The 25,412-nt window shown below is 37.7% G+C and carries 23 protein-coding genes and 1 riboswitch; of the genes, 7 read left to right on the top strand and 16 right to left on the bottom strand.

Going from position 1 to position 25,412, the window contains the following annotated elements; all coding sequences use genetic code 11:
• Positions 1-1,017: 1,017 nt before the first annotated feature.
• The 3 genes from ant(6) to JOD18_RS21520 form a co-directional block, all read right to left on the bottom strand.
• Positions 1,018-1,878 (bottom strand): aminoglycoside 6-adenylyltransferase, encoded by an 861-nt coding sequence (ant(6), locus tag JOD18_RS21530; RefSeq protein ID WP_204671267.1) that lies wholly within the window; start codon positions 1,876-1,878, stop codon positions 1,018-1,020.
• A gap of 23 nt (positions 1,879-1,901) precedes the next feature.
• Positions 1,902-3,368 carry a cardiolipin synthase gene (gene cls / locus JOD18_RS21525; protein WP_204671266.1) on the bottom strand — a complete coding sequence of 489 codons (1,467 nt, stop codon included), beginning with the start codon at positions 3,366-3,368 and terminating at the stop codon, positions 1,902-1,904.
• 388 nt (positions 3,369-3,756) lie between these two features.
• Complete coding sequence (locus tag JOD18_RS21520) at positions 3,757-4,512, bottom strand: class I SAM-dependent methyltransferase (RefSeq protein ID WP_204671265.1); 756 nt, start codon at positions 4,510-4,512, stop codon at positions 3,757-3,759.
• Between the two features lie 167 nt (positions 4,513-4,679).
• On the opposite strand from JOD18_RS21520, the gene JOD18_RS21515 reads away from it, so the two are divergent.
• The gene (locus JOD18_RS21515) at positions 4,680-5,804 is read left to right on the top strand and encodes a CAP domain-containing protein (protein ID WP_204671264.1); all 1,125 of its coding nucleotides are present in this window, start codon (positions 4,680-4,682) and stop codon (positions 5,802-5,804) included.
• A 112-nt stretch (positions 5,805-5,916) separates the two neighbouring features.
• Here JOD18_RS21515 and JOD18_RS21510 read toward each other — a convergent pair whose 3' ends face one another.
• Entirely contained in the window at positions 5,917-6,870 is a 954-nt protein-coding gene (locus JOD18_RS21510) for a helix-turn-helix transcriptional regulator (RefSeq protein WP_204671263.1), read from the bottom strand.
• A gap of 110 nt (positions 6,871-6,980) precedes the next feature.
• Here JOD18_RS21510 and JOD18_RS21505 point away from each other — a divergent pair, with 110 nt between their 5' ends.
• Positions 6,981-7,604, top strand: a complete 624-nt coding sequence (locus JOD18_RS21505) for a Gfo/Idh/MocA family protein (RefSeq protein ID WP_204671261.1) — start codon at positions 6,981-6,983, stop codon at positions 7,602-7,604.
• Between the two features lie 20 nt (positions 7,605-7,624).
• Positions 7,625-7,915: a hypothetical protein gene (locus JOD18_RS21500; protein ID WP_204671259.1), complete on the top strand. Its 291-nt coding sequence runs from the start codon at positions 7,625-7,627 to the stop codon at positions 7,913-7,915.
• Between the two features lie 93 nt (positions 7,916-8,008).
• Here JOD18_RS21500 and JOD18_RS21495 read toward each other — a convergent pair whose 3' ends face one another.
• Positions 8,009-8,755 (bottom strand): YkgJ family cysteine cluster protein, encoded by a 747-nt coding sequence (locus tag JOD18_RS21495; protein WP_204671257.1) that lies wholly within the window; start codon positions 8,753-8,755, stop codon positions 8,009-8,011.
• A gap of 185 nt (positions 8,756-8,940) precedes the next feature.
• A riboswitch (Lysine riboswitch) is annotated at positions 8,941-9,125 on the top strand.
• Positions 9,126-9,270: 145 nt separating this feature from the next.
• On the opposite strand from JOD18_RS21495, the gene dapA reads away from it, so the two are divergent.
• The 3 genes from dapA (at position 9,271) to JOD18_RS21485 (ending at position 11,050) form a co-directional block, all read left to right on the top strand.
• On the top strand, positions 9,271-10,164 hold the full coding sequence (dapA, locus tag JOD18_RS21490) for a 4-hydroxy-tetrahydrodipicolinate synthase (RefSeq protein WP_204671255.1): 894 nt from the start codon (positions 9,271-9,273) through the stop codon (positions 10,162-10,164).
• Positions 10,165-10,264: 100 nt separating this feature from the next.
• Positions 10,265-10,393 carry a hypothetical protein gene (locus JOD18_RS24715; RefSeq protein WP_275583077.1) on the top strand — a complete coding sequence of 43 codons (129 nt, stop codon included), beginning with the start codon at positions 10,265-10,267 and terminating at the stop codon, positions 10,391-10,393.
• Positions 10,394-10,606: 213 nt separating this feature from the next.
• Positions 10,607-11,050, top strand: coding sequence for a YaiI/YqxD family protein (locus tag JOD18_RS21485; protein WP_204671254.1), 444 nt, complete (start codon positions 10,607-10,609; stop codon positions 11,048-11,050).
• Here the strand turns inward: JOD18_RS21485 and JOD18_RS21480 are convergent.
• Together JOD18_RS21480 and JOD18_RS21475 are read right to left on the bottom strand one after the other, a co-directional pair.
• Complete coding sequence (locus JOD18_RS21480) at positions 11,044-11,205, bottom strand: hypothetical protein (RefSeq protein ID WP_204671253.1); 162 nt, start codon at positions 11,203-11,205, stop codon at positions 11,044-11,046. The two genes, JOD18_RS21485 and JOD18_RS21480, sit on opposite strands and share 7 nt — an antisense overlap.
• A gap of 18 nt (positions 11,206-11,223) precedes the next feature.
• Positions 11,224-11,988, bottom strand: a complete 765-nt coding sequence (locus JOD18_RS21475; RefSeq protein WP_204671252.1) for an alpha/beta hydrolase — start codon at positions 11,986-11,988, stop codon at positions 11,224-11,226.
• A gap of 344 nt (positions 11,989-12,332) precedes the next feature.
• Between JOD18_RS21475 and JOD18_RS21470 the strand changes: the two genes are divergently transcribed.
• Complete coding sequence (locus JOD18_RS21470) at positions 12,333-12,596, top strand: hypothetical protein (protein ID WP_239588294.1); 264 nt, start codon at positions 12,333-12,335, stop codon at positions 12,594-12,596.
• Between the two features lie 182 nt (positions 12,597-12,778).
• Here JOD18_RS21470 and cysK read toward each other — a convergent pair whose 3' ends face one another.
• The 9 genes from cysK to JOD18_RS21425 form a co-directional block, all read right to left on the bottom strand.
• Positions 12,779-13,693, bottom strand: a complete 915-nt coding sequence (cysK, locus tag JOD18_RS21465; protein WP_204671251.1) for a cysteine synthase A — start codon at positions 13,691-13,693, stop codon at positions 12,779-12,781.
• 122 nt (positions 13,694-13,815) lie between these two features.
• A complete protein-coding gene (locus JOD18_RS21460; protein WP_204671250.1) occupies positions 13,816-15,882 on the bottom strand; it encodes a bifunctional aldolase/short-chain dehydrogenase in 2,067 nt (688 codons plus the stop codon).
• Positions 15,883-16,099: 217 nt separating this feature from the next.
• Complete coding sequence (gene rhaA / locus JOD18_RS21455; RefSeq protein WP_204671249.1) at positions 16,100-17,359, bottom strand: L-rhamnose isomerase; 1,260 nt, start codon at positions 17,357-17,359, stop codon at positions 16,100-16,102.
• Positions 17,360-17,371: 12 nt separating this feature from the next.
• On the bottom strand, positions 17,372-18,766 hold the full coding sequence (rhaB, locus tag JOD18_RS21450; RefSeq protein WP_204671248.1) for a rhamnulokinase: 1,395 nt from the start codon (positions 18,764-18,766) through the stop codon (positions 17,372-17,374).
• Positions 18,767-19,023: 257 nt separating this feature from the next.
• Positions 19,024-19,293: a transposase gene (locus JOD18_RS24890; RefSeq protein ID WP_338029596.1), complete on the bottom strand. Its 270-nt coding sequence runs from the start codon at positions 19,291-19,293 to the stop codon at positions 19,024-19,026.
• Positions 19,294-19,872: 579 nt separating this feature from the next.
• Positions 19,873-20,484, bottom strand: coding sequence for a TetR/AcrR family transcriptional regulator (locus tag JOD18_RS21440; protein ID WP_204671247.1), 612 nt, complete (start codon positions 20,482-20,484; stop codon positions 19,873-19,875).
• Positions 20,485-20,517: 33 nt separating this feature from the next.
• Entirely contained in the window at positions 20,518-21,141 is a 624-nt protein-coding gene (locus tag JOD18_RS21435) for a GNAT family N-acetyltransferase (RefSeq protein ID WP_204671245.1), read from the bottom strand.
• Positions 21,142-22,512: 1,371 nt separating this feature from the next.
• Entirely contained in the window at positions 22,513-23,415 is a 903-nt protein-coding gene (locus JOD18_RS21430; protein WP_204671244.1) for a hypothetical protein, read from the bottom strand.
• Between the two features lie 1,115 nt (positions 23,416-24,530).
• Complete coding sequence (locus JOD18_RS21425; protein WP_204671243.1) at positions 24,531-25,295, bottom strand: ABC transporter permease; 765 nt, start codon at positions 25,293-25,295, stop codon at positions 24,531-24,533.
• Between the last annotated feature and the right edge of the window lie 117 nt (positions 25,296-25,412).

Raw genomic sequence — 25,412 nt, 5'->3', positions numbered from 1 at the left:
TGTACATGTTCTCTAAAAATATATTGTAAGCCCTAGAGTCCACTTTAAGTCAACAATTTTTGCTGTTAACCGATAAAGCTATACCATTTTCTGTGCAGAGCATACCATGAAGGGAATTTGCTCGGTGATTGGTAGCTGCTCCGTGAACTTCGTATATAGCTTGAATAATTATGAAAAAACTCGATAGCTTTTTCATACGAACTTTAGGTTTTTTCCTCTGTTAGTAAATATAATTATCAAAATTCAATCAAAAGTATTGGAACTCTGGCAAACTCCTTATTCTTCTACCGATAGGCAACAGGCTTGTCTTCGTTTGTATTCGGTTAACTAGTAGAGACAAGAGAACCTTACGGATAATTATCCTGTGTTAAATAAACCTTACATCCTAAAGTTTACTTTATGTCAAGAAATAATTCTTTATTTTTAATCAAGAAAAATGTTGCATCATGTAAATGCTGCATTTTGTAACAGCTTTTATGTATGGTGGATGTTTTTTTGATGATTGAAGGAGCGTTCACATAAGGCGGTTTTTTCAACTTTCTAAATCGGCTTCAACAAATAGAATCACCGCATGAAAAGGATGGAATAGCCTAGACCTTTGATTAAAAGGCGGCTCATGGGGATTTGAAAAGATAAGATAACGCCAGCATCCGATTAAAAGCCAGCTCTTTGAGACTTGGAAAGATAAGATAGAATTTCAGCATTTGATGAAAAGCCCGCTCTTCGGGACTTGAAGGATTCGAGTAGAGGGTCACAAAGGGATATATTGACGGCACCACTTTTCCACCGTTTGAAAAGAATAAGTCATGCACTTAAAGAGAGGGACTGTCGCATTATACGGGGAGTAATCTAAAAATGTCATCATCACGATTAAGCCTCCCTATTTTTTGATTCATAATTTTCCATCGAAGAATATGCTGCAGAAAATGGATGTTTGCACGTTGACCAGTTCAATAACAAACCAAGAGAAAAAACTGCATTCAAAAAGTTTTTAAAACGCAGTTTCTTCTACCAACATTATGTTACTTCAAGTGATTGATAAACCCTCTCCGTATACTCCGTAATGGCTCGATCATAATCAGGATAAGCGTACTTAAGAGGGTTTGCTACCGCATGTGCATATTTTCTGAACAAACGGTAACAAAGAAACAGACTCTCCCACATAACTTCATAGCTATCCTGACGATAGGTCTGTAATAACTGCTGCCAGTCTTGTTCCGGTAAATAACGGTCAATATATTTGTAATTCTTGCCAACACTAAAGCTATAGCCTTGTTCTATCCCAATCTGCCAGGCCATCATGCGGAGTAAATTCGGTCTGGCAATCTCATGTAAATGATCACTGGCAAATAGGATTTCCTTTCTGGCCAATCCCTTTGCCACATAAGTGGACACCATCCAGAACTCATTACAGCAGTCATCAAACTCCCTTGCTGTGGGCTGTTTGATCCAATAGGCCTGATCGGTTGGGGCTGGAGGTTCTTTGATAAGCCCGTCTTTATCCATCAGTACCGCTACTAACCCGTCGCTCTTTGCAAAATAGGTATCTGTCTCTTCTATCGGTATTAAAGTGAGATCCATTTTATTACCATCTTCAAACAACATAATATAGGAAAACCAGCTGCCTAACTCTGGCGGAAACAGTTCCATATCTTCTGGTTTCTGCATCATCAAGCGTGGACCGAAGATGTCCAGCCATTCATCATTTTTTGTAAAAGGCTCCATATCAGTAACGAAGTAGGAGATATCGAAGTCCTGATATCGGTCGCGAGGGACATGTTTATTTGTCCTTGAACCCTCTAAGGTTACCAAACGAATTTGCTCATCCTGTTTGGCAAATCGCTCAATCATGTGCATCATTTCCTGCTCACTTCTCATCTAGCCACACTCCCAATCGGATATTATAAAATAGGTGAAAGCAATCTAGATATACCTTCTTTTATTTTAATGAGGATTGATCGGTTTTGATATCTTTCTTTTGTCAGTACAGAAGTCAGCTCTGTATCCTTTTCAAACAGCTGATACAGGGACTTGGCAATTTGCTCATCATATACAATTGCGTTAACTTCAAAATTAAGTCTAAAACTGCGTGAATCGATATTCATTGTTCCTACAGAAGCCACTTCTTGGTCAACAACAATGGTCTTGGCGTGTAGGAAGCCATTTTCATAAAGGAGAACTTTAGCGCCATAGTCTAATAAATCCCCCACATAAGACCATGTTGCCCAGTAGACAAAGGGATGATCTGGTTTACAAGGAATCATGATGCGCACATCAACGCCAGATAATAGTGCCATCTTGCACGCATCCATAAAGCTGGTATCTGGGATGAAATAAGGTGTTTGGATACAGACACTTTCTTTCGCAGACAGAATTAATTTGATATACATATTTTTTAAATACTCTGTTTTTGAGTTAGGTCCGCTAGATACAATTTGCACAGGACTTTCTCCCAATGGTCCTTCTTCTTGCAGCTCTTCTTGAAAACAAAACTCCTGATAATTCCATAGTTCACCCTTACCTGCCTGGTGCCAATCTAAGATAAACCTGCCTTGGATATCATCAACTGTTTGTCCTGTTATTCTAAGATGGGTATCACGCCAGTACCCAAATTTCTTATTTAAGCCCAGGTATTCATCCCCTACATTAAAACCGCCAATATAGGCGATTTTCCCGTCAATAATACAAAGTTTGCGATGATTTCGATTATTAATTCGGAAGTTTACACGCCCTAAGATCGATGGAAAGAATACTTCCACTTCTCCCCCTGCCTCCCGTAATTCCTGAAAGAACTTTAGTGAAAGCTTTTTTGAGCCGATTTCATCATAGAGTACCCTTACTTTCACCCCTTGTTTTGCTTTCTCTGTCAAGGCATCCCTTAGTCTTTTGCCTAAGTTATCTGGTTGAATAATATAATATTGCACATTGACCTCTTTACTTGCGGCTTGAATATCGGCCAATAGCGCATCGAATTTTTGATGTCCGTCATCATATATGTCGATATGATTATTCAGTGTTAACAAAGAATTAGATGCTGTCAGGTTCATTTTTACGACATCTTCATGTTTCTGCAGTATTGGTGAATGTAATAGTTCGCCATTCTTTATAACGTTTAACTGTTGATCTACCTCTGTTTGAAGAAATTCTGTTTCCTCTGCTGATAATCCATAGAAATTCTTCTTTGTAATCTTGCGTCCAAAGAAAATATAAATGACAAACCCTACAATAGGAAGGAAAAATAAGACCATTAGCCATGCAAGGGTATAACTTACTTCTCTTCTTTCAAAAAATAATACACCGATTGCCAAGATAATGTTAATAACCAAAATACAACTAGCAATTAATGTGAGAATGTTGCCTATCTCCATATACTGCCTCCTTATTTACCGGCCAAAAATTTACTAAACCATTTTTGTTCTACATCTATCATAGATGATTCACCATAAAATCCCAAACGAAATGCATAATTATGCACGGTGTATTCTTTGATTAACAACTGGTATAGTCTTCTGCAATTACATATAGAGATAATTATTTAAATCCTAACACGTACGCACAAGATAAATTATCAAGCCTGCTGGAATGAATATCTCTTAATTCATCCCAAGTAAAAGTTGTATGTCGTCATTCATAATTATATAACAGTTCTATTTCGAATAGTATAACAGATCATTTTTTTAATTATCTAGTAACATCTTCAAACTTATGCCTGCTGATTCACTTGCATTATCTTATATGTACAGTGGATAATCCTCATTATTTAGCAGCTTCAAAAGTGATCACCTCTGTTGTGGCACTTGGTGACTGACCAAACTGATAGCCTGCCGAAACGCTAATATTAGAAAAGCCGACTGTTTCTAACAGCAATTTAAATTCTCCTATACCATGCCAGCGCAGTTTAAATTTTTGCCATTCTGTATCGATTAATTTCCCGTCACGCCACTTCGTATATGTAAGATAGGATAAGGTATATTGTTCTGCCCAATTGATTTCCACCGCTTTTGAGGCTAATACGATGGAATCCTGTTTTGAAACTTGAAACGTTGATGTCGTTACTTTACCAGTTTCCCAGTAAACCGGCAGCTCCAAATCAAGGATAATACGCCCACCTGGTTCTAGATGGCGGTAGAAATTTTGCAGAGCAGCACGCGCACCATCCACTGTATCAATTAAACCGAAAGAGCCAGTAGGAATAATGATAGCCTGATAGCTTTGCTCACTATAAAAATTGGTCATATCAGCCAAGAACAGATGAGGATTCAGTTCCCGCTGCTGGCAATGCTGTTTGCAAGCAGCCAGCATATCGGGTGAAAGATCGAATCCTTCTACCTGCAGCTCTTGTTCAAGTAATGGGATAAGAAACCGACCGGTACCTACCCCTGGTTCTAATATTTTGCCTTTAACCCCTTCCAATCGATCCAGATAATATTCAATATCACCACCGATAGAATAGCCAACTGGCTTAGTATAATTATAAACTTCTGTACTTAGTGAACCATAGTTTGTAAACATAGATATCCTCCTTTTTCATATCCAATCATTAATAAACTGGTATGCGAGCCTAATAATCAAAGCATACATAAATTACTCTAATACTGGTAAGTCTTTTTTTGTTATAAATCACTTTCTCCATGGTATAATGAGTAACAGCAAACAATATTTGAGTCAGGAGTGAGAGTTTGCGATTTATAAGAAGAGCCATTGTTCTACTACTAATAGCTGGTCTATTATATTTTATCTATGCAGATGATTATAGGCAAGCGGGACTCAGTGGCGTATGGACGGAAGTGAAACAGGATGTCCATGATATTGCCACTAGTAAATTTGTCCAAACATCTATTAATTATATCGGTAATTCCGTTGATTATATTATAGGTCTCTTTTCTGATCAACCAGAAGAAGCTGAAGAAATACCAAATGTCCCAGCTCCTTCCTTAGATGAGCCGACTGAGCAATCCTTCTCTATTCATAATATAGAGATTAATGATAGTAAGCAAGATGTAGAAGCAGAACTTGACAAAGCTGATCGAGTGACTGCCAATGAATATCATACAGAATGGCATACGTATCATGATCATTACCAAAACTTCTTGATGATTGCTTATGATGACAATAACCAAGTAAGTGGCTTATATACTAATCAAGACTTATTGCGTTCGAAGGAAGGGATTACCCTTCAAGATTCCAAACAAGAAGTGAGAGATACTTACGGCGAACCGATCGACGCCATTCAAAAAGGGCTTGTCCGTTATCAAATTAATAATGATCAGGAACAAGACACCTTCCAGCTTGATGGTAATTATGTTACTTTCTTTTATGACGAACATCAAGATACACAAGTAGCGGCAGTTCAGATTATTTCTGAAGAAATGGAACAGCAAAAAGAAAAGTTTTTCGGGGAGCCTAGCGAGACTTTGGCAGAAGGCTTCGAATATCAGTTGTTTGATTTAACTAACGCTGCCAGGGTGAAGTTTGATCAACCGGTGCTTGAGTGGTATGAACCTGCACAGCCGACTGCTCAACATCATAGCCAAGATATGGCTGATCAAAACTATTTCAGCCATAATAATTTGGATGGTGAAACGCCCTTTGACCGCCTTGAAGCAGACGGAATCTCTTTTCGCATGGCTGGTGAAAATCTAGCCGCTGGGCAGCCCAGCAGCATCTATGCTCATCAGGGACTGATGAATTCAGAAGGACATCGCAACAATATCCTGCATAGCGATTTTCGCCAAATGGCAGTCGGCGTTGCCTTCCGGGAAGACGGCCAGCCTTTTTATACGGAGGCTTATTTGACGCAGTGATAGGGGGAAGAAAGCTAGGTTAGCCATTGCCTAGTTTTTTTGCAATCTATTGTCACGTATGTATACTATCATAAAAATTTAACCTAATAAAAATACATTTTTTGTTAGACAATTAAGGTTGAAATTCCCTATATTTTTGCAACATCTCGTTAAGTGTTCGTTCAATCGCTACCCTCAATTCTATCGGTTGAATAACTTCGATATATACCACCTTTTCTAAAATCACCTTCAACGCATGATCATAGCTATATAAATTGGCGGTTATAGTTAATTCTGTACCTTCTTCATCCATCCTGATTACTTCAAACCCTGATAACAGTTGCACATGCTTTTTTTGAATTTTTATTTGTACAGGATATTGCTCATTGTCAGCGCATTTTTGAAAAAAATGTTGTTTACTCCGATCCCAATAATCTATAAGTGAAAAACGATCAGAGATATTAAAGTTATCGTTTAAAATCTCTGCCTTTACAATCCGTTCACACTTAAAGGTCCTAATCTCTTTACTGCTATCACAATAAGCTACTAAATACCAATCTATCTGTTTGACTACTATTCCATATGGGTATATTTTCCTCACAAAAGAACTACCGTTAACTTTTTGATAAGTAATCGTAAGCATGTTTGATTTAAATACTGATAATAAGAGTATGTCAATATTGGATAGCTGCGTATTATTTCCCCACCAAGGACTTCCATCAAAATAAAATCTGTTTCTTATTGTATCGAAGGTATTAACTAATTCTTCAGGGACATTTTTTTTCAATTTTAATAGTGCATTATTTAACTGAACAGACATATTACTTTCTTGTATAGGCTGGATTCCTATTCCGCTTAAATACAGGTGTATAAAATCATCTGCGTGAAGGTTTTTGAGGCCTGTTGAATATCCATCCATAAGCTGGATTCCGCCTTTAGGTCCTGTAGTTGTTCTTAATGGAATACCTGCTTCACATAATATATTAATATCTCTATAAATGGTTCTTACGGAAATTTCTAAATCTTCCGCTAACTCCTTAGCCTTGATAGATCCCCTTGACTCTACTAACAAAAGAATGGAAATCAAACGATGAAGCCTCATATAATTTCACCTCATTTTCTGAAAAATTCATGACACACTGTTGTCATAAATAAGTTGTTATAATCTTGGTATTACATTAGGAAAGGGAGATTTAAATGAATATAGGAATTTTGGGCACAGGATTCGGCGTCTATCATGCTGAATTATATAAAAAACTTGATAGTGTTCATTCTATCACAATTTTTAGCAGAAATATGGAAAAATTAAAGCAAATAAATGAAAAGCTCGATGTAGAAATAACAGATGATGTGAATGTTATTCTTAAGAATCCGCATATTGATTTGGTTGATATTTGTCTTCCAAGTTCATTACATAAACAATATACGATTGAAGCATTGAAGAATGGCAAGCATGTTTTTTGTGAAACACCTGTAGCGTTAACTGTTGAAGATGCGAACGCCATGCAACAGGCAGAGAATCACTATGGAAAAAGAGTTTTTATCAACCAATTTATCAAACATGAATATCCTTATGAATATCTTTACAAAGTAGTAAAAACAGAAGAATTGGGCAAGTTAAAGGCTTTGCATATAAAAAGAAAAACTCCACCGCTATGGGGAGATTTAAGTCTAAATAATATAACTACTGATTTAATGATACATGATTTTGATGTTGTCACATGGATATTCGGTAAACCAAACTGGATATGCTCTCAGGGCGTAAATGGAAAACAAGGTCAATCTCATGTAAACGCCCTATTAACATATTCCGATTTGTAGTAAGTGTTGTAGGTTCTTCTATGCTGCCATTTGGGCACCCATTTACAGTTGGATATGAAGCTGTTTTTGAGGATGGAACAATTACATACCATGAAGATGGGTATAAAGATACAGTTGAAACTTCTTTTCATTTATACATTGACCAACGCATGGAACACATAAATATTGTGAATCGAAACTGTTATGAAGAAACTTTTAGACATGTTATAGAATGCTGTGAACAAGATATGCCTACTAAGTTAAGCCTTACAGCTGCAATAGAATCACTCAAGCTCTCTGTTAAAATTAAGGAACAAATATTGAAAAATTAATATGCAACGAATTTTTCTACGCTTAACACGGAATCCTCTTTTAATACGAGGAGGATTCCTTCACTTCTCACGTTCATCATTCAACTTTTTTCCTTATTTTCTTAAGATAGCCTCTCCCTCTCTCATCCAATTAATCAGCAAATCCTCTTGATATAAATCATCGGGATAGTCAATAATATCGATATAATCTGTTTCATATAAATATTGCAGCAGTTCATTAAACGCTCCCATGTATTCCTGGTATAAGAATTCATAACTAATCGTTTCTTTTGGCATATGCTGGTCTGCACAAACTTTCGGATCGGTGTAATTCACATAGGTTCGACAAGGCAATGGCCGGAATTCATAGGCTAAACAGGTGTTCGTTTCTGTATTTAGCAGCACACACGGAAGATTGGCCTGTTTATAGGTCAACTTTGCCTCTGGATCACCGGTAATATCGAGTGCTTCTAATTCAGCTACTTTCGCTTGATGCTTTTTATAATACTGCCGGATATGTTGTTGGATAAAATGTTTGCGATCCTCTGGCATCTGATCTATTGCTTGTTTGATCAAGATAGCCTCCATTCGATTAATCACAATAGGAAAATAACAGCAAAAGGCACAGCCCATGCGGCAGGTTGCTTGGAGATTGGCTGTTTCCTCCATATCTGTGATCTCCGCACTGACAGCTTGAAGCAGCAGTTGAAACGCAGCTTGCACCTTTCGGTCAGGTGACCGCTCCTGATCAGTGATAAGAGCATCTATAATGTTATCAAACCTTGCTTGATTAATTTGATAGGTTTGATTAATAACCTGGCATCGCGCCATTACTTCTTGATAAGATATAAATTCAGACATATACAATAACCTCTTATTATGAAAAATTTCGTAATCACAGTATATCATGCCTGCAAGTCCTTGGACAGGTAAGAGAAATTTTCCTCGACAGAATCTCCTCAATACCTTGCATGCAACAACAAATTCTGATATAGTTGGGGAACAATTATTAAAACAATTGCATAATCAACTTCAATTTATATTGAAGTGAGAATAGAGGCGCAAAAACCATCAGTACTTAGTCAGAGGACGATGCTCCCGTGACGGCTGCAGGAAAGGGGAATTTGCCGAAGGAATATAAGTAGACATCTAACTTATATTGCTGGTCCTACGTTTAAGAAATGTGGGGCTGTCATATAGTGTTTTCACTATATGGAGGGCTATCTCACGCACCAAGATCAGATCATTCCAAGGTGCAGCAATGATACCCTCATTGCTGCACCTTTTTGCATCATTTGGAATAGATCTTTTCCTATGAGATACCCTCTATTCATTGAAGACAAATAGACGAATAAACTATGAATAGAGGAGCATGTATGATGAATTTTGGAACGGTATTAACAGCAATGGTTACACCTTTTGATCCACAAGGGGCTGTAGACTATGGAAAAACAGAAATATTGGTCAATCATTTGATTCACCACGGCACCGATGCTTTAGTAGTTGCAGGAACAACAGGAGAATCTCCTACCCTGTCTAAAGAGGAAAAATTAGAACTACTTCGTTTCGTAGTCAAGATTGTAAATAAAAGAATCCCTGTTATTGCAGGTACTGGATCGAATAATACCCATGAATCGATTGAATTGACAAGAAAAGCAGAAATAATTGGTGCAGATGGCATTATGCTTGTGGCGCCATATTATAATAAGCCGTCACAAGAAGGTTTATATCAGCACTTCAAAACAATTGCAGAAGCTACTAACCTGCCTGTTATGCTGTATAATATTCCAGGCCGGACAGGTGTCAATGTAGAACCGGAAACGATTATTAAATTATCTTATATTGATAATATTGTCTCTGTTAAAGAAGCAAGCGGCAACTTAGAAGCCATGACGGCGATTATTCGTGAAACAGATGATCATTTCTTTCTGTATACCGGCGATGACGCACTAACCTTACCGACTATAGCGATTGGTGGTACTGGAGTGGTTTCCGTTGCTTCCCATGTTATCGGCAGGGAACTTCAAGAAATGATCGCTGCCTTCCAAACTGGAAATGTGCAGCGAGCACAGGAATTACATCAATATGTGCTGCCAATTATGCAAACGATGTTTATTGCACCAAATCCTGTACCGGTGAAAGAGGCCTTACGCTTACAGGGAATTAATACAGGCAGTGTTCGTTTACCACTCGTGCCCCTTAATAAAGAGCAGCAACAGATTGTGTCACAGCAAATGGATATGCTTCAGCAACAATCACAAATTGGATAGCGTTGATGAAAACCGCCAATATAAAGTATATGGCGGTTTTTTTGCTTTTGTATGGTATAATTAGCCTATAACGGTAGTCACGAAAGAGGCATAGACACTAATGCATGGCTTTACTTTTATTGTTTATGGTTCGATTATATTTCCTTCACTTTGGGTATTGCTTGCTTTACTTGCATTGTCATGGCCATTTATGCTGATGGCGATTGTATTCTCCTTGCCCTTTGTATAGTATTTATCAACTACCCCAAGATTTGCATGGATGTTTGTTTATCCTCTCTTTTTATTATTGTTAGCTATATGCCTCTTTTTGCTTGACAGGAGGAGAAAACGCATGCAACGTTAGACAGATGAAATTGGTGGAAGCGGTATATAGACGACCGTTGTTGAATCATGCTATGATAGCACTACTGAAGTTAAGTCATAAGTTAAGGAGTTTTGAACTATGAAAGTAATTGTGGACGCGGATGCTTGTCCAGTAACTAATATTATTATTGAAGAAACAGAAGGGATTGCTATTCCGGTTACCTTAGTAAAAAATTATAATCACTTTTCCATGGAAACATATCCAGATCATGTGACGGTCACGTATGTTGATGATGGAGCGGATGAGGCGGATTATCGCATTGTCCAATTGGTTGGATCAGAAGATATCGTGGTAACACAAGATTATGGACTGGCTTCCTTGTGTTTGCAAAAGGATTGCCATGTCTTGCATCATAAAGGCTTTCGGTATCGCAAAGAGAAAATAGATCAGATGCTGCAAGAGCGACATATGAGTGCCAAGATGAGAAAAGCAGGAAAACGGACAAAAGGACCAAAAAAGCTGACAAATGAAGATAAAGACAGCTTCCGTAACGCATTACGAAAGCTGTTGCCTTATCACTGATCTGTCTTCTGTTCTTCTACTGACTCCTCGACCATTTCAGCAATTTTGCTGACTTGCCAGCGCTGTGCGGTCTCATCATTTACCTCATATATTTTTCCGGCTCGGAGTAGTTCTTTATTGTAAGTAGATTGTACCAGCATCTTTACTTTTGCCATTGCTTCTTTCCCCTTTCTTCAGATGATGTAATGTTCTAACCATTGCAGACAGGCTTGTTTCCAGTCGACTGTAGCTGGATGCTCATCTGCCAATCCTAAACCGTGCCGCCCATCTTGATAAATATGCAGTTCATAAGGTACATCTTTTAACTGCAGGGCACTTGCATAGGCTAAACTGTTGCTGGTAGAAACGGCTTGATCGTTTGCTGTTGACCAAATAAAGGCAGGTGGTGTCTGATCGTGTACCTGTTCTTCACAGGAATGCTGATTTATCAAGGTATGGCTTGGTGTCTCTCCAATTAAGTTTGCCCTGCTTCCTCCATGTGTTTTCTCCTTCATAGTGATCACAGGATAACAGAGAATTTGAAAATCCGGCCGTGACAGACTTTCCCCTTCTTGCAGATAACAATTACTTATATAAGCAGCAAGATGTCCCCCGGCAGAGAAACCGAGCACCCCTATTTTACTATCGGGTGTCAGTCCCCATTCTTGTTTTAATTTCATTATGGTCAGGATCGCTTGCTGTCCTTGCTTGATCGTTTCCTGTTCCTTGATTGGTGCTACCTGGTAGCGCAGCACACAAGCATGTAAGCCATGCTGATTAAGCCATTGTGCGACAGGTTCCCCTTCGTGATATGCCCTATGTCCATATCCCCCGCCTGGGATCACTAACACAATCGGAGCGTCAGGTTTATCGTCGATTAAATATGGCGTGAGACTTGGAACATCTTGATGCAGATGGCTGTCTTCCCATATGACGGACTGTTGATTAATAATCTGCAATATTATCCCTCTCCTTTTCCTTTTATATATATTTTAAACTGTACCATGATACATTTCATCAACTCACTGATGGAGATCTTACTTTTATTTGTAAAAAGTAGGTGTTTACCCTACCACATTAACCTCGTTTTCCATAGGCTACTATCAAGTGATCAGCATTTATCCTGGTGACGAATATCATGACTGACAATGGAAGCCCTCCTCAATAAGTGACTCTTATATCAAGGTGCCAGCCTTTTGCAAGAATTCCACCCGGTTTGACATCTTGATAAGGTTTGCCAACCATCAGTGGTTTTCTCCATTGATGGGGGGCGCATTTTATAAATAGGAAAGGAATGTGATGTATGCACCCATACAATCAAATGAGTCCTCCGTCATATTATCAAGCACCACAAGAATACCCACCAATGGATGAACGGTTTATTGGTGGTCCGATTGGACCGTTAGGCGCAGGTTTATTAGGATTTGGCTTAGGTTTTTTAGGTGGAGAGTTAATTGATCGCCCACCGTTCTATTATCCACCTTACCCGCCATATTATGGTCCTCCATATGGCCCTCCATTTCCACCTGGTCCACCATTTGGCCCACCTTTTTACGGTCCTTACTAATAAATATCCTGTGGGAAACCTTTCCCGCAGGTTTATTTTTGTTTAGAGTGGCTTGAAAGAGCTTTAGACTGACCTGAAAGTAGCAACGAGTGACCGGAAAATTGCTTCAAATGGCCAGTAAACACAATCAAGTGACTGGTAAGCTATCTCAAGTGGCCAGTATCCAGAAAAACTATTCTTGACTAAAATAAATCCATGCTTAAATAGCGTTCTCCTGTATCTGGGGCAATGCAGACAACTTTTTTACCCGGTCCCAACTTCTTGGCAACTTCAATGGCTGCATATACGGCTGCACCTGCGGATAGTCCGACAAAGATACCTTCTTGTGCTGCCAGACGTTTAAAAGTATCCACTGCTTGTTGATCAGATATTTGGATAATCTCGTCATAGACAGACGTATTCAAGATTGGTGGAATAAAGCCTGGACTTGTTCCAACCAGCTTATGTTTGCCGGGTTTTCCACCTGATAAAACAGGGGATCCTTTTGGCTCAGCAACTGCAATATGTAGATCAGGTAAGTGTTCTCTCAATACTTCGCCCGTTCCGGTAATTGTACCGCCTGTACCGGCAGTAGCCACAAATCCGTCTAATTGACGATCCATCTGTTCTAATATTTCTAATGCCGTGGTTTGACGGTGAATCTCCGGGTTGGCTAAGTTTTCGAATTGCTGCGGCATAAAACTATTAGGAATTTCCTGACACAATTGTTTCGCCTTTTTAATGGCACCAGGCATTTTTTCGGTCTGTGGTGTTAACACCACGGAGGCACCATATGCTTTTAAGATATTGATTCGCTCTTGTGTCATATTGTCTGGCATAACCAAAATGGTTTGATATCCCCTGGCTGCGGCAGTCATCGCCAGGCCGATCCCTGTATTACCGCTAGTAGGTTCAATAATCGTTGAACGTTCAGACAGCAACCCTTGTTTTTCTGCCTCAACAATCATATTATAAGCGGCACGGTCTTTGACACTTTTAGATGGATTAAACATTTCTAGTTTGACATAGACATCGGCGACTTGATCAGGAACGATCCGATTCAGTCTCACCATAGGTGTATTGCCAATTAATTCTGTGATATTTTCGTATACATTCATCATTTCTGCTCCTTCCACAACTCCTATTCCTATGATAGCAAGGATCTTGGTGTAAATCCAAGTATTATTATCGAAAAATAAAAAACCATTGAGCCTATTGGACAGCTCAATGGTTGAATTATTTATCTTGTAAAGGCGGCAGCCACACCGCCATCAACGGTTATCATACAGCCTGTTGTTTTGGCAGAACGATCTGAAGCAAGGAAGGCAATGGTTTCGGCGATATCTTCCGGCAAAATATTCACATTTAAAATGGTACGTTTTCGATAATGTTCTTCTAAGTCATCCGTACCGATTCCATAAGAGGAGGCTCGTTCCTTCTTCCAAGAAGAATCCCAAATTTTTGATCCGCGAATCACTGCATCTGGTAATACAGAGTTCACACGAATTCCTAATGGGCCGCCATCTGCGGCAATGGTGCGTGCCAGGTGTACCTCTGCCGCTTTGGCTGTGCTGTAAGCCGCAACATTCTTTCCTGCATAAATCGAATTCTTCGAACCAACAAACACCATGTTTCCGCCGATGTCCTGTTGTTTCATCAGCTTAAATACTTCCTTGGCTACTAAGAAATAACCTGTCACTAATACATCAATATTCAGATTCCATTGCTCAAGAGACGTTTCATCAAATGGACTGGAACTAGCCAAGCCTGCATTATTGACCAAGATATCGATGCCGCCATATTGACGGATAGAAGCCGCGATCGCTTGTTGAACTTCTTCCTCTTTTGTGACATCCATTTTGACTGCAAATGCACGTTGTGCTCCATATTGTTGGTTGAGCGATTGTGCTAATTCTTCAGCCCCTTCTTGATTAATATCAGCCAAGACAACATGAGCACCTGCTTCTAATAAGCGATGGGCAGTTGCCGTACCAATACCTCCGGCTCCACCAGTTACAAAGGCTACCTGACGGGAGAAATCAGCCTCAGGCGGAGCTAAACTTAGCTTATACAGCTCTAATGGCCAGTACTCTACTAAATAAGATTCTTCTTCATTTAAGGATAAGAAATGACCTAGAGCAGTAGAACCTGCCATAACAGCAATCGCACGGTGATACAGCTGTTCGCTGATATTAGCCGCCTTCCAATCCTTGCCGGTATTCACCATTCCCAGACCAGGAACTAGGATAATACGCGGTGCCGTTTCCATGATCTGATCGCCTTTACTTTTATTCCGTTCAAAATAGGCGGTATATTCTGTTTGGTAAACAGCAATCCCTTGTTTAATTTTCTCTTTTAATGTTTCTTTATCTTCTGTTTGTGGATTCCAATCAATAAATAACGGCACTCGCTTCGTATGTACTAAATGGTCTGGACAGGCTGCCCCTATTTGAGAAAGGGTTAGCGCATCTTGACTATTAACGAAGGTAAGTACATCGTCTGCATCACTATAAGTTACCAGCATAGGACGGTCTTGGTTGACTTGGCCGCGAATAACCGGCATTATTTCTGCCAATAATTCCTCACGCTCACTAGGCTCCAGTGATTGATATTTTTCACCGCCGAATAAAGTTTGCTCTGCTGCCTTTTTATTAATATAGCCTTCTGCCTCATTGATGATAGCGATGGTTTTTGCATAGCTTGCTTCTGATGTATCTCCCCATGTGACGAGGCCATGTTTTTCCATAATAACTAATTCTGCATTTGGATTGTTTTGTACCCCTTCAGCAATCAGCTTGGAAAGTTTAAATCCTGGCCGGATATAAGGCACCCATACAAAACGGTCTCCATAAATTTCTTTGGCAATCTCTTTACCATTGTCAGCACAAGCGATACTAATAATCGCATCTGGATGAGTATGATCAACATGCTTAAACGGCAAGAAGGCATGTAATAAGGTTTCGATCGATGAACGCGGGTGTTTGGCATCAATCATACAGTGAGCTAAATAACCTACCATTTCCTCATCAGACATATCATCACGCTCAAACAACGGCCGGATGTCAGTAAGATTAAGTCCTGTAAAATTCTCAGCCTTCATGGTAGCCAAGTCAGAACCGCTACCCTTCACCCACATAACCTCGATTTCTTCGCCTTTAAAGTTTTTTTCTACCGTTTTAGAGGACGTGTTACCACCGCCAATGTTAACGACAGAGCGATCCGAACCTAATAGATTGGAACGATATACTAATGAATCTAACCCTTCCCCTGCTGCCACCTGCGAACTATCCCAGTGATTTTGAACCATTATAACTCCTCCTTTTTTGTTTTGTTTTTGTTTATGTTGTTATTTCTGCTTTTATTATACCTGAAAACAAAAATAAATCAACATATTTTATTGATTATTCTTATTTAAACAAGTAAGAGATAATTAGATAACATCCCCTTTGACGCAAATATCCCCCAGCAGGGTTTTGATCCCCTGCTGGAGGTTCTGTTATGATGTGACAAACAAAGCGGATCAATTAGCCCTCACGCTGACTTAATACCTCTTGTTCATAGTTTTTTACCGATTCAAGCCATTGTTCTTGTACAGGAACTCCCATTTGCTCACAATAATAATCCCAAATAGCACCAAATGGATAGGTCTTGAATTCTTCTAATAAAGCTAAACGTTCTGTATAATTTCCTTGCTCTTGTAATTGTTTTAAATGATCATTCGGCATTAACAAGGCATATAATAATGACTTGATCATATTTCTTGTACCAATTGTCCAAGCGGCAACCCGATTAATACTAGCGTCAAAGAAATCAAGACCAATCATTACCTTATCTAGGGCATTATTTCGGACAATTTCCAACCCTATCTCACGCAGCTCATCATCCAGGATAACAACATGGTCACTATCCCAACGCACAGGGCGTGACACGTGTAAAGCCAGCTTATCTTGGAACAGCAGCAACGAGGAAATCTTGTTGGAAACCATTTCTGTAGGATGATAATGGCCTGTATCTAATAAGCAAAGAATATTATTTTTCAAGGAATACCCCATATAAAACTCATGAGAACCTACGACATAAGCCTCAGAACCGATACCAAATAACTTACTTTCTACCGCATCGACAGAGTAACGTTCATCGATCTTTTCTGCCAATATCTGATCCAAAGAATCCTTTAGTCGTTTCCTTGGTGTAAGTCGGTCACTAGGAATATCCTTATAACCATCAGGAACCCAAATATTATTTAAAGAAGTCTGCCCGAGCTCTTTTCCAAAATATTCACTAATTTTACGGGACTGGATACAGTGATTGATCCAAAATTCGCGAATGTCATCATCTGGATGGGCTAAGGTTAAGCCATCGGCCGCCTTCGGATGGGAGAAAAAGGTTGGATTAAAATCAAGCCCTAACTGATTCTTTTTCGCCCATTCCACCCAATTTTTGAAGTGTTTTGGTTCAATTGCGTCACGATCGACTACCTCGCCATCTGTTTCCGCATAAATGGCATGCAGGTTAATCTTATGTTTACCAGGTATCAGTGATAAGGCTTTTTCTAAGTCACTGCGTAATTGTTCTGGTGTTGTTGCCTTGCCGGGGTAATCACCTGTTACATCAATTCCACCGGACAATTCTTGCTGCTCTACTTCAAAACCGCCAATATCGTCTCCTTGCCAGCAGTGAATCGAGATCGGAATTTGCTTAAGCTTATCCAGGGCTTCTTCTACTGAAATCCCCCATTGTTCATATTGTTTTTTAGCTTGTTCAAAAGTTTCTTTTACACCCATTTGTATCACCTCTTAATTAAATTGTTGGATCGTAAATGATTCTGCTATAATCTTTTTCCCTTCATCTACCGACTGAACTTGACCAGTTGCTATCATCTGTGCCATTACATTGCCAATGGCTGTTGCTTCATCTAAGCCTGCATATATTCTTTTGCCAGCAATTTCTGCCAGCTTTTCATTGATATACTTATTTTTACTGCCACCACCAATGATGTGAATAGCTTCATACTGTTTACCTGCTAAGACCTCAATCTGTACCGCTGTCTGCTGATAGCTTTCTACTAAACTGTCGAAAATACATTTTGCTAGTTCACCTGCCGTCTGTGGCACCTTTTGTTTTGTTTCCCGGCAACTAGCTTGGATTTCGGCGATCATATTGCTCGGATTGAGAAAACGAGTATCATTAGCATCTACTATAGAATCAAAGTCTTTTACTTGATAGGCTAATTCTACAAATTCATGGTATTCGTATGATTCCGCAAGCTCTTTTTTCACCCGTTGGATCATCCATAAGCCCATGATATTTTTTAAGAAACGGATCGTCCCTGTCGCCCCTCCCTCATTAGTGAAATTGTAAGCTAATGCTTCTTTGGTTGTGATTGGCTCATCCAGTTCTACTCCCATTAACGACCAAGTACCTGAACTAATATACATTGCATGATCTGCTGGCAGTGCAAAAACAGCTGAAGCTGTATCATGTGTTGCCGGCAGAACCACCTCTAATGGAAATCCTAACTGTTGCTGCAATTCCTTTGTAATCATCCCCAACGATTGCAGTGGCTGAGCAGGTTCGGAAAACAGCTCGCTCGGCAGTCCCAATTCCGCCAAAAAATCTTGATGCCATGTCCGTGTACTGGCATGTAATAATTGTGTAGAGGAAGCATTGGTGTATTCGTTTGCCATTTTGCCTGTTAATAAATAATGCAAGTAATCTGGTACCATTAAAAAATATTGTGCCTGATGTAAGACCTCAGGATCTTGTTTTTTCAGTGCATAAAGCTGGTAAATGGTATTAAAAGGCTGAAACTGTATCCCTGTTTCTTGATAGATCTCGGCAGAATCGATCAACTGAAATACTTCCTCCATCATTCCGTCTGTACGGTGATCACGATATGATACTGCATGAGTGAGACGCCGTTTATTGCGGTCTAACAGCACAAAATCTACGGCCCATGTGTCAATGGCTATCGTAACAGGCTGTAATTGCTGCTCGCGGCAACCCTGTAACCCTTGGATAATCTCTTGAAAAAGCCTATCAATATCCCAGCATAGTTGATCATCTTGTTCTATCATATGGTTATCAAAGCGGTGGATTTCTCTTAATACCAGTCGTTGATTCTTCAAATAGCCCGCCATCAACCGGCCGCTTGAGGCACCAATATCGACAGCTATATGACATTTTTGCATAGAATCCCTCCTTTTAAGTAAGCGATTTATTTATTATTATAAATGTTGTGTACGGATAAAATAATAACGAAAATTATCTTTTTATTGTCCTTTTTTGCAATTGGAAAATATGATAATCTAATAAATAGACCAGCTATTAAAAGTCAAGAAAGAAATTAAAGTGACTTAGCAGTATGAATAAAAAACTTCTCCTTAAAGTAAACATGCTAAATAAACCTTCTGTTCACTTATTTTAAAAAGAAGGTGTAGTTAATTCCTTATTTGGCATTTGGTCTAGGTTCATAAGGTTGGTTATCTCTAAGTATCGCAAAAATGATATGGGTTAATTTTCGAGCGACTGCTCCTACAGCTGTTCCATGTGCTTTACTACGCTTTCTTAATTTTTGATAATGTAGTGAAAGTGCTGGGTCATGAAAACTTGTAACGAACGCAGCTTGCCAAGTTGCCTGACGAAGATACGGCGATCCGCGTTTGGAAGGACGGGTTTTTGCTTCCATTGAAATCACCAGATTGATGAATAGACGCATCTAGGCCAGCGAAAGCGACAAGTTGTTCTGCTCTTTCAAATCTTCAATAGAGCCAAATTCACCTAGAATCACGCATGCAGTTACATCGTTAATCCCTATGTATGATAGTCGTTAAGAAATGCTCTTGACGATGAGAGATTTCAATCATCATGGATTCGATTTGCTCTAACAATAGTTTCATTTGAAGTTTAAACACATCTGTCGCAACGGAAATACCAAACGTATTTGAGGCACTTTCCTTCAATTGCTTGGCCTTATTACACGCCCGTGATTCACCAAACCTCCCATTACTTACGTGATTCAATAAAGCGAGGAGGCAGGACATGCGAAGAACAGTTGTTAAAGAGAAAGTATTAAAGTTATAAAACAGCTAATTTCTCAATTAACTGTGAAGAATTAGTTTTTTCATTTCTCAATTAAAGCGCCTGATTGTTGAATATAATTTTTTGTTGAACAGTATCCTTGTACTACGCAGTAAATAAGTTTATTTTGTTATTATTCTTCTCCAAGGTAAGCACCTAAGGTTTAAGTGCTATGTTTCACAATATGTAAGAACAAGTTACGCCGAAACGAAGAAAGTTATGGGGAGATACATTCTTCAATCAAAAAAGATGTTACGATTTCCAGTTTTGGAGTTATGAACACTTCATTCATAGTCGTTTTTATCATCGCTAACCCTTGAATGGATGCAAAATAGAACAATGCCATCTCCATAGCATTTCCCTGTTTAAATTGACCAAGCTTCTGACCCTTTTCGATTAATCGGGCAGTTTGATGTAACATTGCTTCACTTTGCTTGTTAAGATATTTTATTTCAGGAGAAGGGTCCTCTATCGTTGAAGATTGATTCATAAGCATCTGAAAATGTGCATATTCATCATCTTTATCAAAATCATTTAATATTTCCAGTGTAAATTGTTCAATTAACTTAACGGGGGAGTCATCACTTTGAAACAATTTCGCAGTCCTATCCAACCCTTCTGCAGCATAGGTAACTAACTCATTAAATAAATCTTCTTTCTTTTTGTAATGACGATACATTAGCCCAATACTGATTCCCGCTCCTTCGGCAATATCTTTCACACTTGTAGCAGCAAACCCTTTCTTTGAAAATAACTTTATTGCGGACGAATGAATTTTATTTTGGGTTGCAATTCTCATTTCTTTATATTGTTCTTCTGTTCTAGGCAATTTTTCTCATTCCTTTTCACGATTTTCTGTTATCTAAATCCCCTTATTTTTCTCATATTTCAAAGACAAAAGATTATTAATTCCATTTTTCTTGGCCAGCTTTTTCGGCATCGGTTTTCTTCTGTATTCTTCAAAACCCAATTTCTCATACAATCGCATGGCAGGAATATTCGTATCTGCTACCTCTTCAATGACGTAATCATTGTACGGTGTGTTTTCAATGATATGTTGGATGATTTGAGATGCCACACCCTGTCCACGGAACTTTGGAGCTGTCCCAACAAATTCAATTGATCCAGTATTTGGAGGGAAATTTTCATAAGGAGCTTCAAATTCCGTTTTTAAAAAGATTCCTGCCATGCTTCCTTTGAAGAAACCTAAGTGCTTTCTCAACTCTTTTTTATTTAATCTTACCGAAATTTTTTTCCCATCTGTACATGCTGCAAATCCAGCTATTTCGCCATCTGTTATAGCTACATAAAATTGATCTAAAATAAACATATGAGAAAAAGCCTTTGCAATAATGTTTCTATCTTTGGAAAAATAGCCAAGCCATTGTGTGTAGCCTTCCGCAAAAATTTCAGCCATCTGTCCTCTTACATCTAAATCCGTTTTTTTAGCTTTAACTATTGTAAACTTATAATCCTTTAATTGCATATAACTCCTCCTTTTTAATGAATGAATATATTTTCATTATAAAATAAAACAGCTACTTTTGTAAAGTCATATTGATTACTCTCAGATCTTAATTTGTTATAATTTCACATTAAAAATTAGTTTTTCCCAAAACAATATCCGAGGACAGAGTACCAAGAAAAGACAACTGAAATCCAATTGAACATGGGATTAAAAAGAAATTGAACAAATAAAATTGGACTAGTACCAACTGAATTTACGATTATAATTTGATACATAATATTTCTTCCGTGATTTCTCAATTTCTTTGCTATTTAGAAACCAACTATCTAGCAGTTAAAACAAAACTTTTAGCATGAAATCATTTTAGAAAAAAGTAGTTTGAAATAGTAAAAGTGACTATCTATCATTCCATTGGACTGTTTTGGTAAAAGAACACAATAATGACAACCTCATTATTGTGTTAAAGGGGGATTAAATGCTTTTAGCAAAGTCACTTAAAAGTAAAGGCTCTTGCTGCACAGTATCAGTCTTCTATGCAACTAACTTCAACGACGTGGTTCTTTAATTGAACAAACTATCTAAATTATTTAAAACTATGCCCTATTACTTTCTCAATTTTTTCAAATCCCCCTTCACCCCTTATTCCCCAACGCTGTCTTTTATGCCTAAAGGCAATGTTATAAAGTCCTTCCTCAAAACACTATTCCCACTTCAAAGCCATATAAAAATAAAGTTATATACCGATAAAACATTTTTAACGTTTTAAAAAATGTTTTATCCTCTTTTCCTAATTATTTACCATTTTACAACTTTAAAACCATATGGACTATATTTACTTGTTAAATAAAGAAACCGTTTATCTAAGTACAGAGTTGCAGAGATCAAAGCTGTGACCGCTTAATAGGATAAAACATTTTCCGTTAAATTAACTGGCACACTCTACTGGAAAGCTAACGTATCCTTATGTAAATTAAGGTGCAGTTTCTAACAACTAGATATTCACAAATCAAGCTCCTAGATTTTAAAGAATAACCAAGCCAAAATATGCATTAATAAAGCAAACAAGACATATTTTGGCTACTTTAAATTTTTGAGTTAATTGAGCTAACGCAATCTTACTCTAAGTACAACATTTACCATAATTAAGAAAAATGGGTGTTGATTAATGCATAGTAATTGTCAACTAAGAAAAATGAACACCCAAAAAGTAATCGTCTTCTAGATGTTTATATTATTACCAGTATTTTTGTACTGTGTATCTATCATTTAGTTTTTTCTTTTAATTTGATCAGTCTCTTTTCAAATTCTTCAGTATCCACTCCTCTTTCAGAATAATATTTGACTGCTTGTTTACATATACCAATCACATAATCATATTGTTTGCTCTTTTCATAAATAATAGCGCCGCTTAAATGCCGGAATATTATAATAGAATTGTTTCTGCTTAATTTCAGATATCTCAATCTCCACTTCTTTTTTAGGCTTTAGATTAGCTATTTTCTTTAATCGTTTTATTTCGTCTTTAATATAAACCTTGTTTAATTCTTCAAGGTTTTCGATATCCTCATAACAATATTTAATACACTTTTGAAGGTGCTTATCATCAAGTTCCCTATTTTTGTAATAAAAATCCTGCAACTTTATCAAAGTGAAATGACGATCTATTGGTTTGTTGTAATACTTCTTAAGCTCACCTAATAAGCGTCTCTCCTCAGAAGAATTAAACTGCAGCTTCTTTTTTGGCTTCTTTATTTCCGTTTTCTTTGGCACCATAGTCTTTTTTCTCATTTCTGCTAACTTCTTTTTCACTGACTCATGCGCATTTGTTAATAAATCAAAGATCGTTTTTTGAATGATATGTGATTTTGTTAAATCAGGAACCTTAATCGTTTTATCGGATAATGACATATTTGCAAACAGTCTCATCTCAATCAACGGCAGGTTATTTATATCAGGTGATAGCTCACTTAATATCAAGAAATTCCGATTGAACGCATCCCGTATATATTGTTCTAAATATTTATAGAACAAGTCTGGATATTCTTTAATATAGTTCATTTTTGTAAAATCAAAGTTTTTTGCTAATCTTGTTAACACTTGGGCTTCCAAAGGTTCATCAAAACTGTGTATTGCAAGTAAGTACAGTGAATTAGAAAATTTTCTTTTATATTCATTATTTAACGATTGAATGAATAAAGTCATTAAGTCTGCTCGCCGATGCAGCAAGCAGGATAATACAATTGCATTCCCTGAATATGACTGAAAGGATTCGTTGCTATGTACTTCTCTCAACTTTAAAATCACTTCAATAGCTTTCTCAAAATCATGTGTAAAAAAGTGCCTTTCAAGTCTATAATAAAGGATAAAAACGTAACTAATATCGACTTGTGAATCATAGGGATTAGCAAGAAAACGCCAATAATTATATTTTTTTCAGCATTTAAACTTGAATAAGAAGGATAATAAGGCGACTCTCATCACTCACATTATCTTTTGGTTCTTTCACCTTTGCATTTATATCAATTAAACTCGGCTCTTCCATTCCTAATAATGAAATTGTAATGGTATAATTTCCAACTGCGAAAGATTCACTTGATTTTTTCTTTGGAAGATAGTTTTGCTTTGGACCATTCTTTATCCATATCAAGTTTTCAATGTCTGAATGAACAACAAATGCACTTGTTGGATCAGTTAGCGTATGATCTTTTTTTATGGGAGGAAGATTGGAAGATTTAGCTTCTTGTTTCTGTTCAGTAATTTGTCTCTGTTTGCAATTATTTTTTTATTGTATCAAACAGTCCCATGTATAACCATCCATTCAAGATTTTATATATAAGTATATTTTACACTCTTTTTATTTACGTTTATAGAAGATTGTTTCTCAAAATTTTTCATTCTAACTGAACTAATTTAAAAGGTTATAATGGAGTGCTTATGTAAAAAACGCTTTAACAGATTTAGGAAGAGGAAGTTTCTAAAATCCTGAAAATGAAGAACTTGCACTATTTCACAAAGTTACTTATATGTGATGTGTGTGTAGACTCTTTCTGCACAGTATAAAGTAAAAAAGTAAATATGAAAAAGACGATTACTTTGGATGTAATCGCCTCATAGATAGTTTTTTTAACAGTACCGTTGTAATGTGCGCAAATGAAACTTTTTTTCAGATTTCTTCTTCAAATATTCGCAACCGTTAGTTGCATTATATTTACGTTTAAGTAGTTTTTATAGTAGCTTTTTCCTCTTTATTTTCTTTCTGCATGATTCCATTCAACCTGTATTTCAAATGTCCTCTTCTTCAAAGAATAAAGGGAATCTTCTTCGAATAGATTTCTGCATCGGAAGATTGTATGCTTCCTTAACATCTACCCAAACTACCCTTCTCCTGTAGATAGTATAAAGGGAAATTATTGTTTTTTATAAATCCTCATTGCAACTATATACGCAACAACCATTATCGCTATACACCAAGTCAAAGCAGTCCATATCTCATTTCCTACTGGTTGGTTTGCTATTAAGTTACGAATAGCTTCTACGATGGGAGTTACAGGTTGGTTTTCTGCAAAGGTTTGTACCGCTGTAGGCATCGTATCTGTTGGTACAAAAGCAGAACTGATAAATGGCAAGAAGATAATTGGATAGGAGAATGCACCTGCACCATCTGGCGTTTTTGCAGCAAGTCCAGCAATGACAGCAATCCAAGTCAAAGCAAGTGTAAATACTCCGAGAATTCCAAATACCGCTAGCCACTCTATAAACCCTGCTGAAGAACGAAACCCCATTAATAATGCAACAAGTATAATAACTGCTACAGAAATTCCGTTAGAGACTATTGATGTTAATACATGCCCCCAAAGTACTGTTGAACGAGCGATAGGCATAGAGTGAAAACGCTCAAATATACCATGCTGCTTATCTAAGAACAAGCGGTATGCAACATATGCAATCCCACTACCAATTGTCATTAACATGATACCTGGTAATAGATAATCTATATAATTTTCTGTACCGGCTTCGATTGCACCACCAAATACATAAACGAATAGTAACATAATTGCTATTGGCGTGATACTAACTGTGACGATTGTATCCATGCTTCTAAAAATATGACGCATAGACCGTCCAAACATAACACTCATATCTTTGAAAAAATATTTATTTGTAAATTCCATTTATTTTCCCTCCTTTTTACTAATATAGACTCTCGGCATTCGCCGATTCAGACGGTTCAAGGTTTTCTTGAACCGTTATTTATTGTTCCCTCCTACTTTTCGTAGGGGGGATTTATT

The organism is Gracilibacillus alcaliphilus (assembly GCF_016909015.1).
Taxonomy (GTDB): domain Bacteria; phylum Bacillota; class Bacilli; order Bacillales; family Amphibacillaceae; genus Gracilibacillus; species Gracilibacillus alcaliphilus.
This window is presented reverse-complemented; position numbering and strand designations above follow the sequence as displayed.

Bases quoted from the DNA above. Each gene is read 5' to 3' on its own strand.
- cls (WP_204671266.1), bottom strand. From the start codon at position 3,368: ATGGAGATAGGCAACATTCTCACATTAATTGCTAGTTGTATTTTGGTT.
- JOD18_RS21520 (WP_204671265.1), bottom strand. From the start codon at position 4,512: ATGTTTACAAACTATGGTTCACTAAGTACAGAAGTTTATAATTATACT.
- JOD18_RS21505 (WP_204671261.1), top strand. From the start codon at position 6,981: ATGAATATAGGAATTTTGGGCACAGGATTCGGCGTCTATCATGCTGAA.
- JOD18_RS21500 (WP_204671259.1), top strand. From the start codon at position 7,625: ATGCTGCCATTTGGGCACCCATTTACAGTTGGATATGAAGCTGTTTTT.
- JOD18_RS21495 (WP_204671257.1), bottom strand. From the start codon at position 8,755: ATGTCTGAATTTATATCTTATCAAGAAGTAATGGCGCGATGCCAGGTT.
- dapA (WP_204671255.1), top strand. From the start codon at position 9,271: ATGATGAATTTTGGAACGGTATTAACAGCAATGGTTACACCTTTTGAT.
- JOD18_RS24715 (WP_275583077.1), top strand. From the start codon at position 10,265: ATGCATGGCTTTACTTTTATTGTTTATGGTTCGATTATATTTCCTTCA.
- JOD18_RS21485 (WP_204671254.1), top strand. From the start codon at position 10,607: ATGAAAGTAATTGTGGACGCGGATGCTTGTCCAGTAACTAATATTATT.
- JOD18_RS21480 (WP_204671253.1), bottom strand. From the start codon at position 11,205: ATGGCAAAAGTAAAGATGCTGGTACAATCTACTTACAATAAAGAACTA.
- JOD18_RS21470 (WP_239588294.1), top strand. From the start codon at position 12,333: ATGCACCCATACAATCAAATGAGTCCTCCGTCATATTATCAAGCACCA.
- cysK (WP_204671251.1), bottom strand. From the start codon at position 13,693: ATGAATGTATACGAAAATATCACAGAATTAATTGGCAATACACCTATG.
- JOD18_RS21460 (WP_204671250.1), bottom strand. From the start codon at position 15,882: ATGGTTCAAAATCACTGGGATAGTTCGCAGGTGGCAGCAGGGGAAGGG.
- rhaA (WP_204671249.1), bottom strand. From the start codon at position 17,359: ATGGGTGTAAAAGAAACTTTTGAACAAGCTAAAAAACAATATGAACAA.
- rhaB (WP_204671248.1), bottom strand. From the start codon at position 18,766: ATGCAAAAATGTCATATAGCTGTCGATATTGGTGCCTCAAGCGGCCGG.
- JOD18_RS24890 (WP_338029596.1), bottom strand. From the start codon at position 19,293: ATGCGTCTATTCATCAATCTGGTGATTTCAATGGAAGCAAAAACCCGT.
- JOD18_RS21435 (WP_204671245.1), bottom strand. From the start codon at position 21,141: ATGCAATTAAAGGATTATAAGTTTACAATAGTTAAAGCTAAAAAAACG.
- JOD18_RS21425 (WP_204671243.1), bottom strand. From the start codon at position 25,295: ATGGAATTTACAAATAAATATTTTTTCAAAGATATGAGTGTTATGTTT.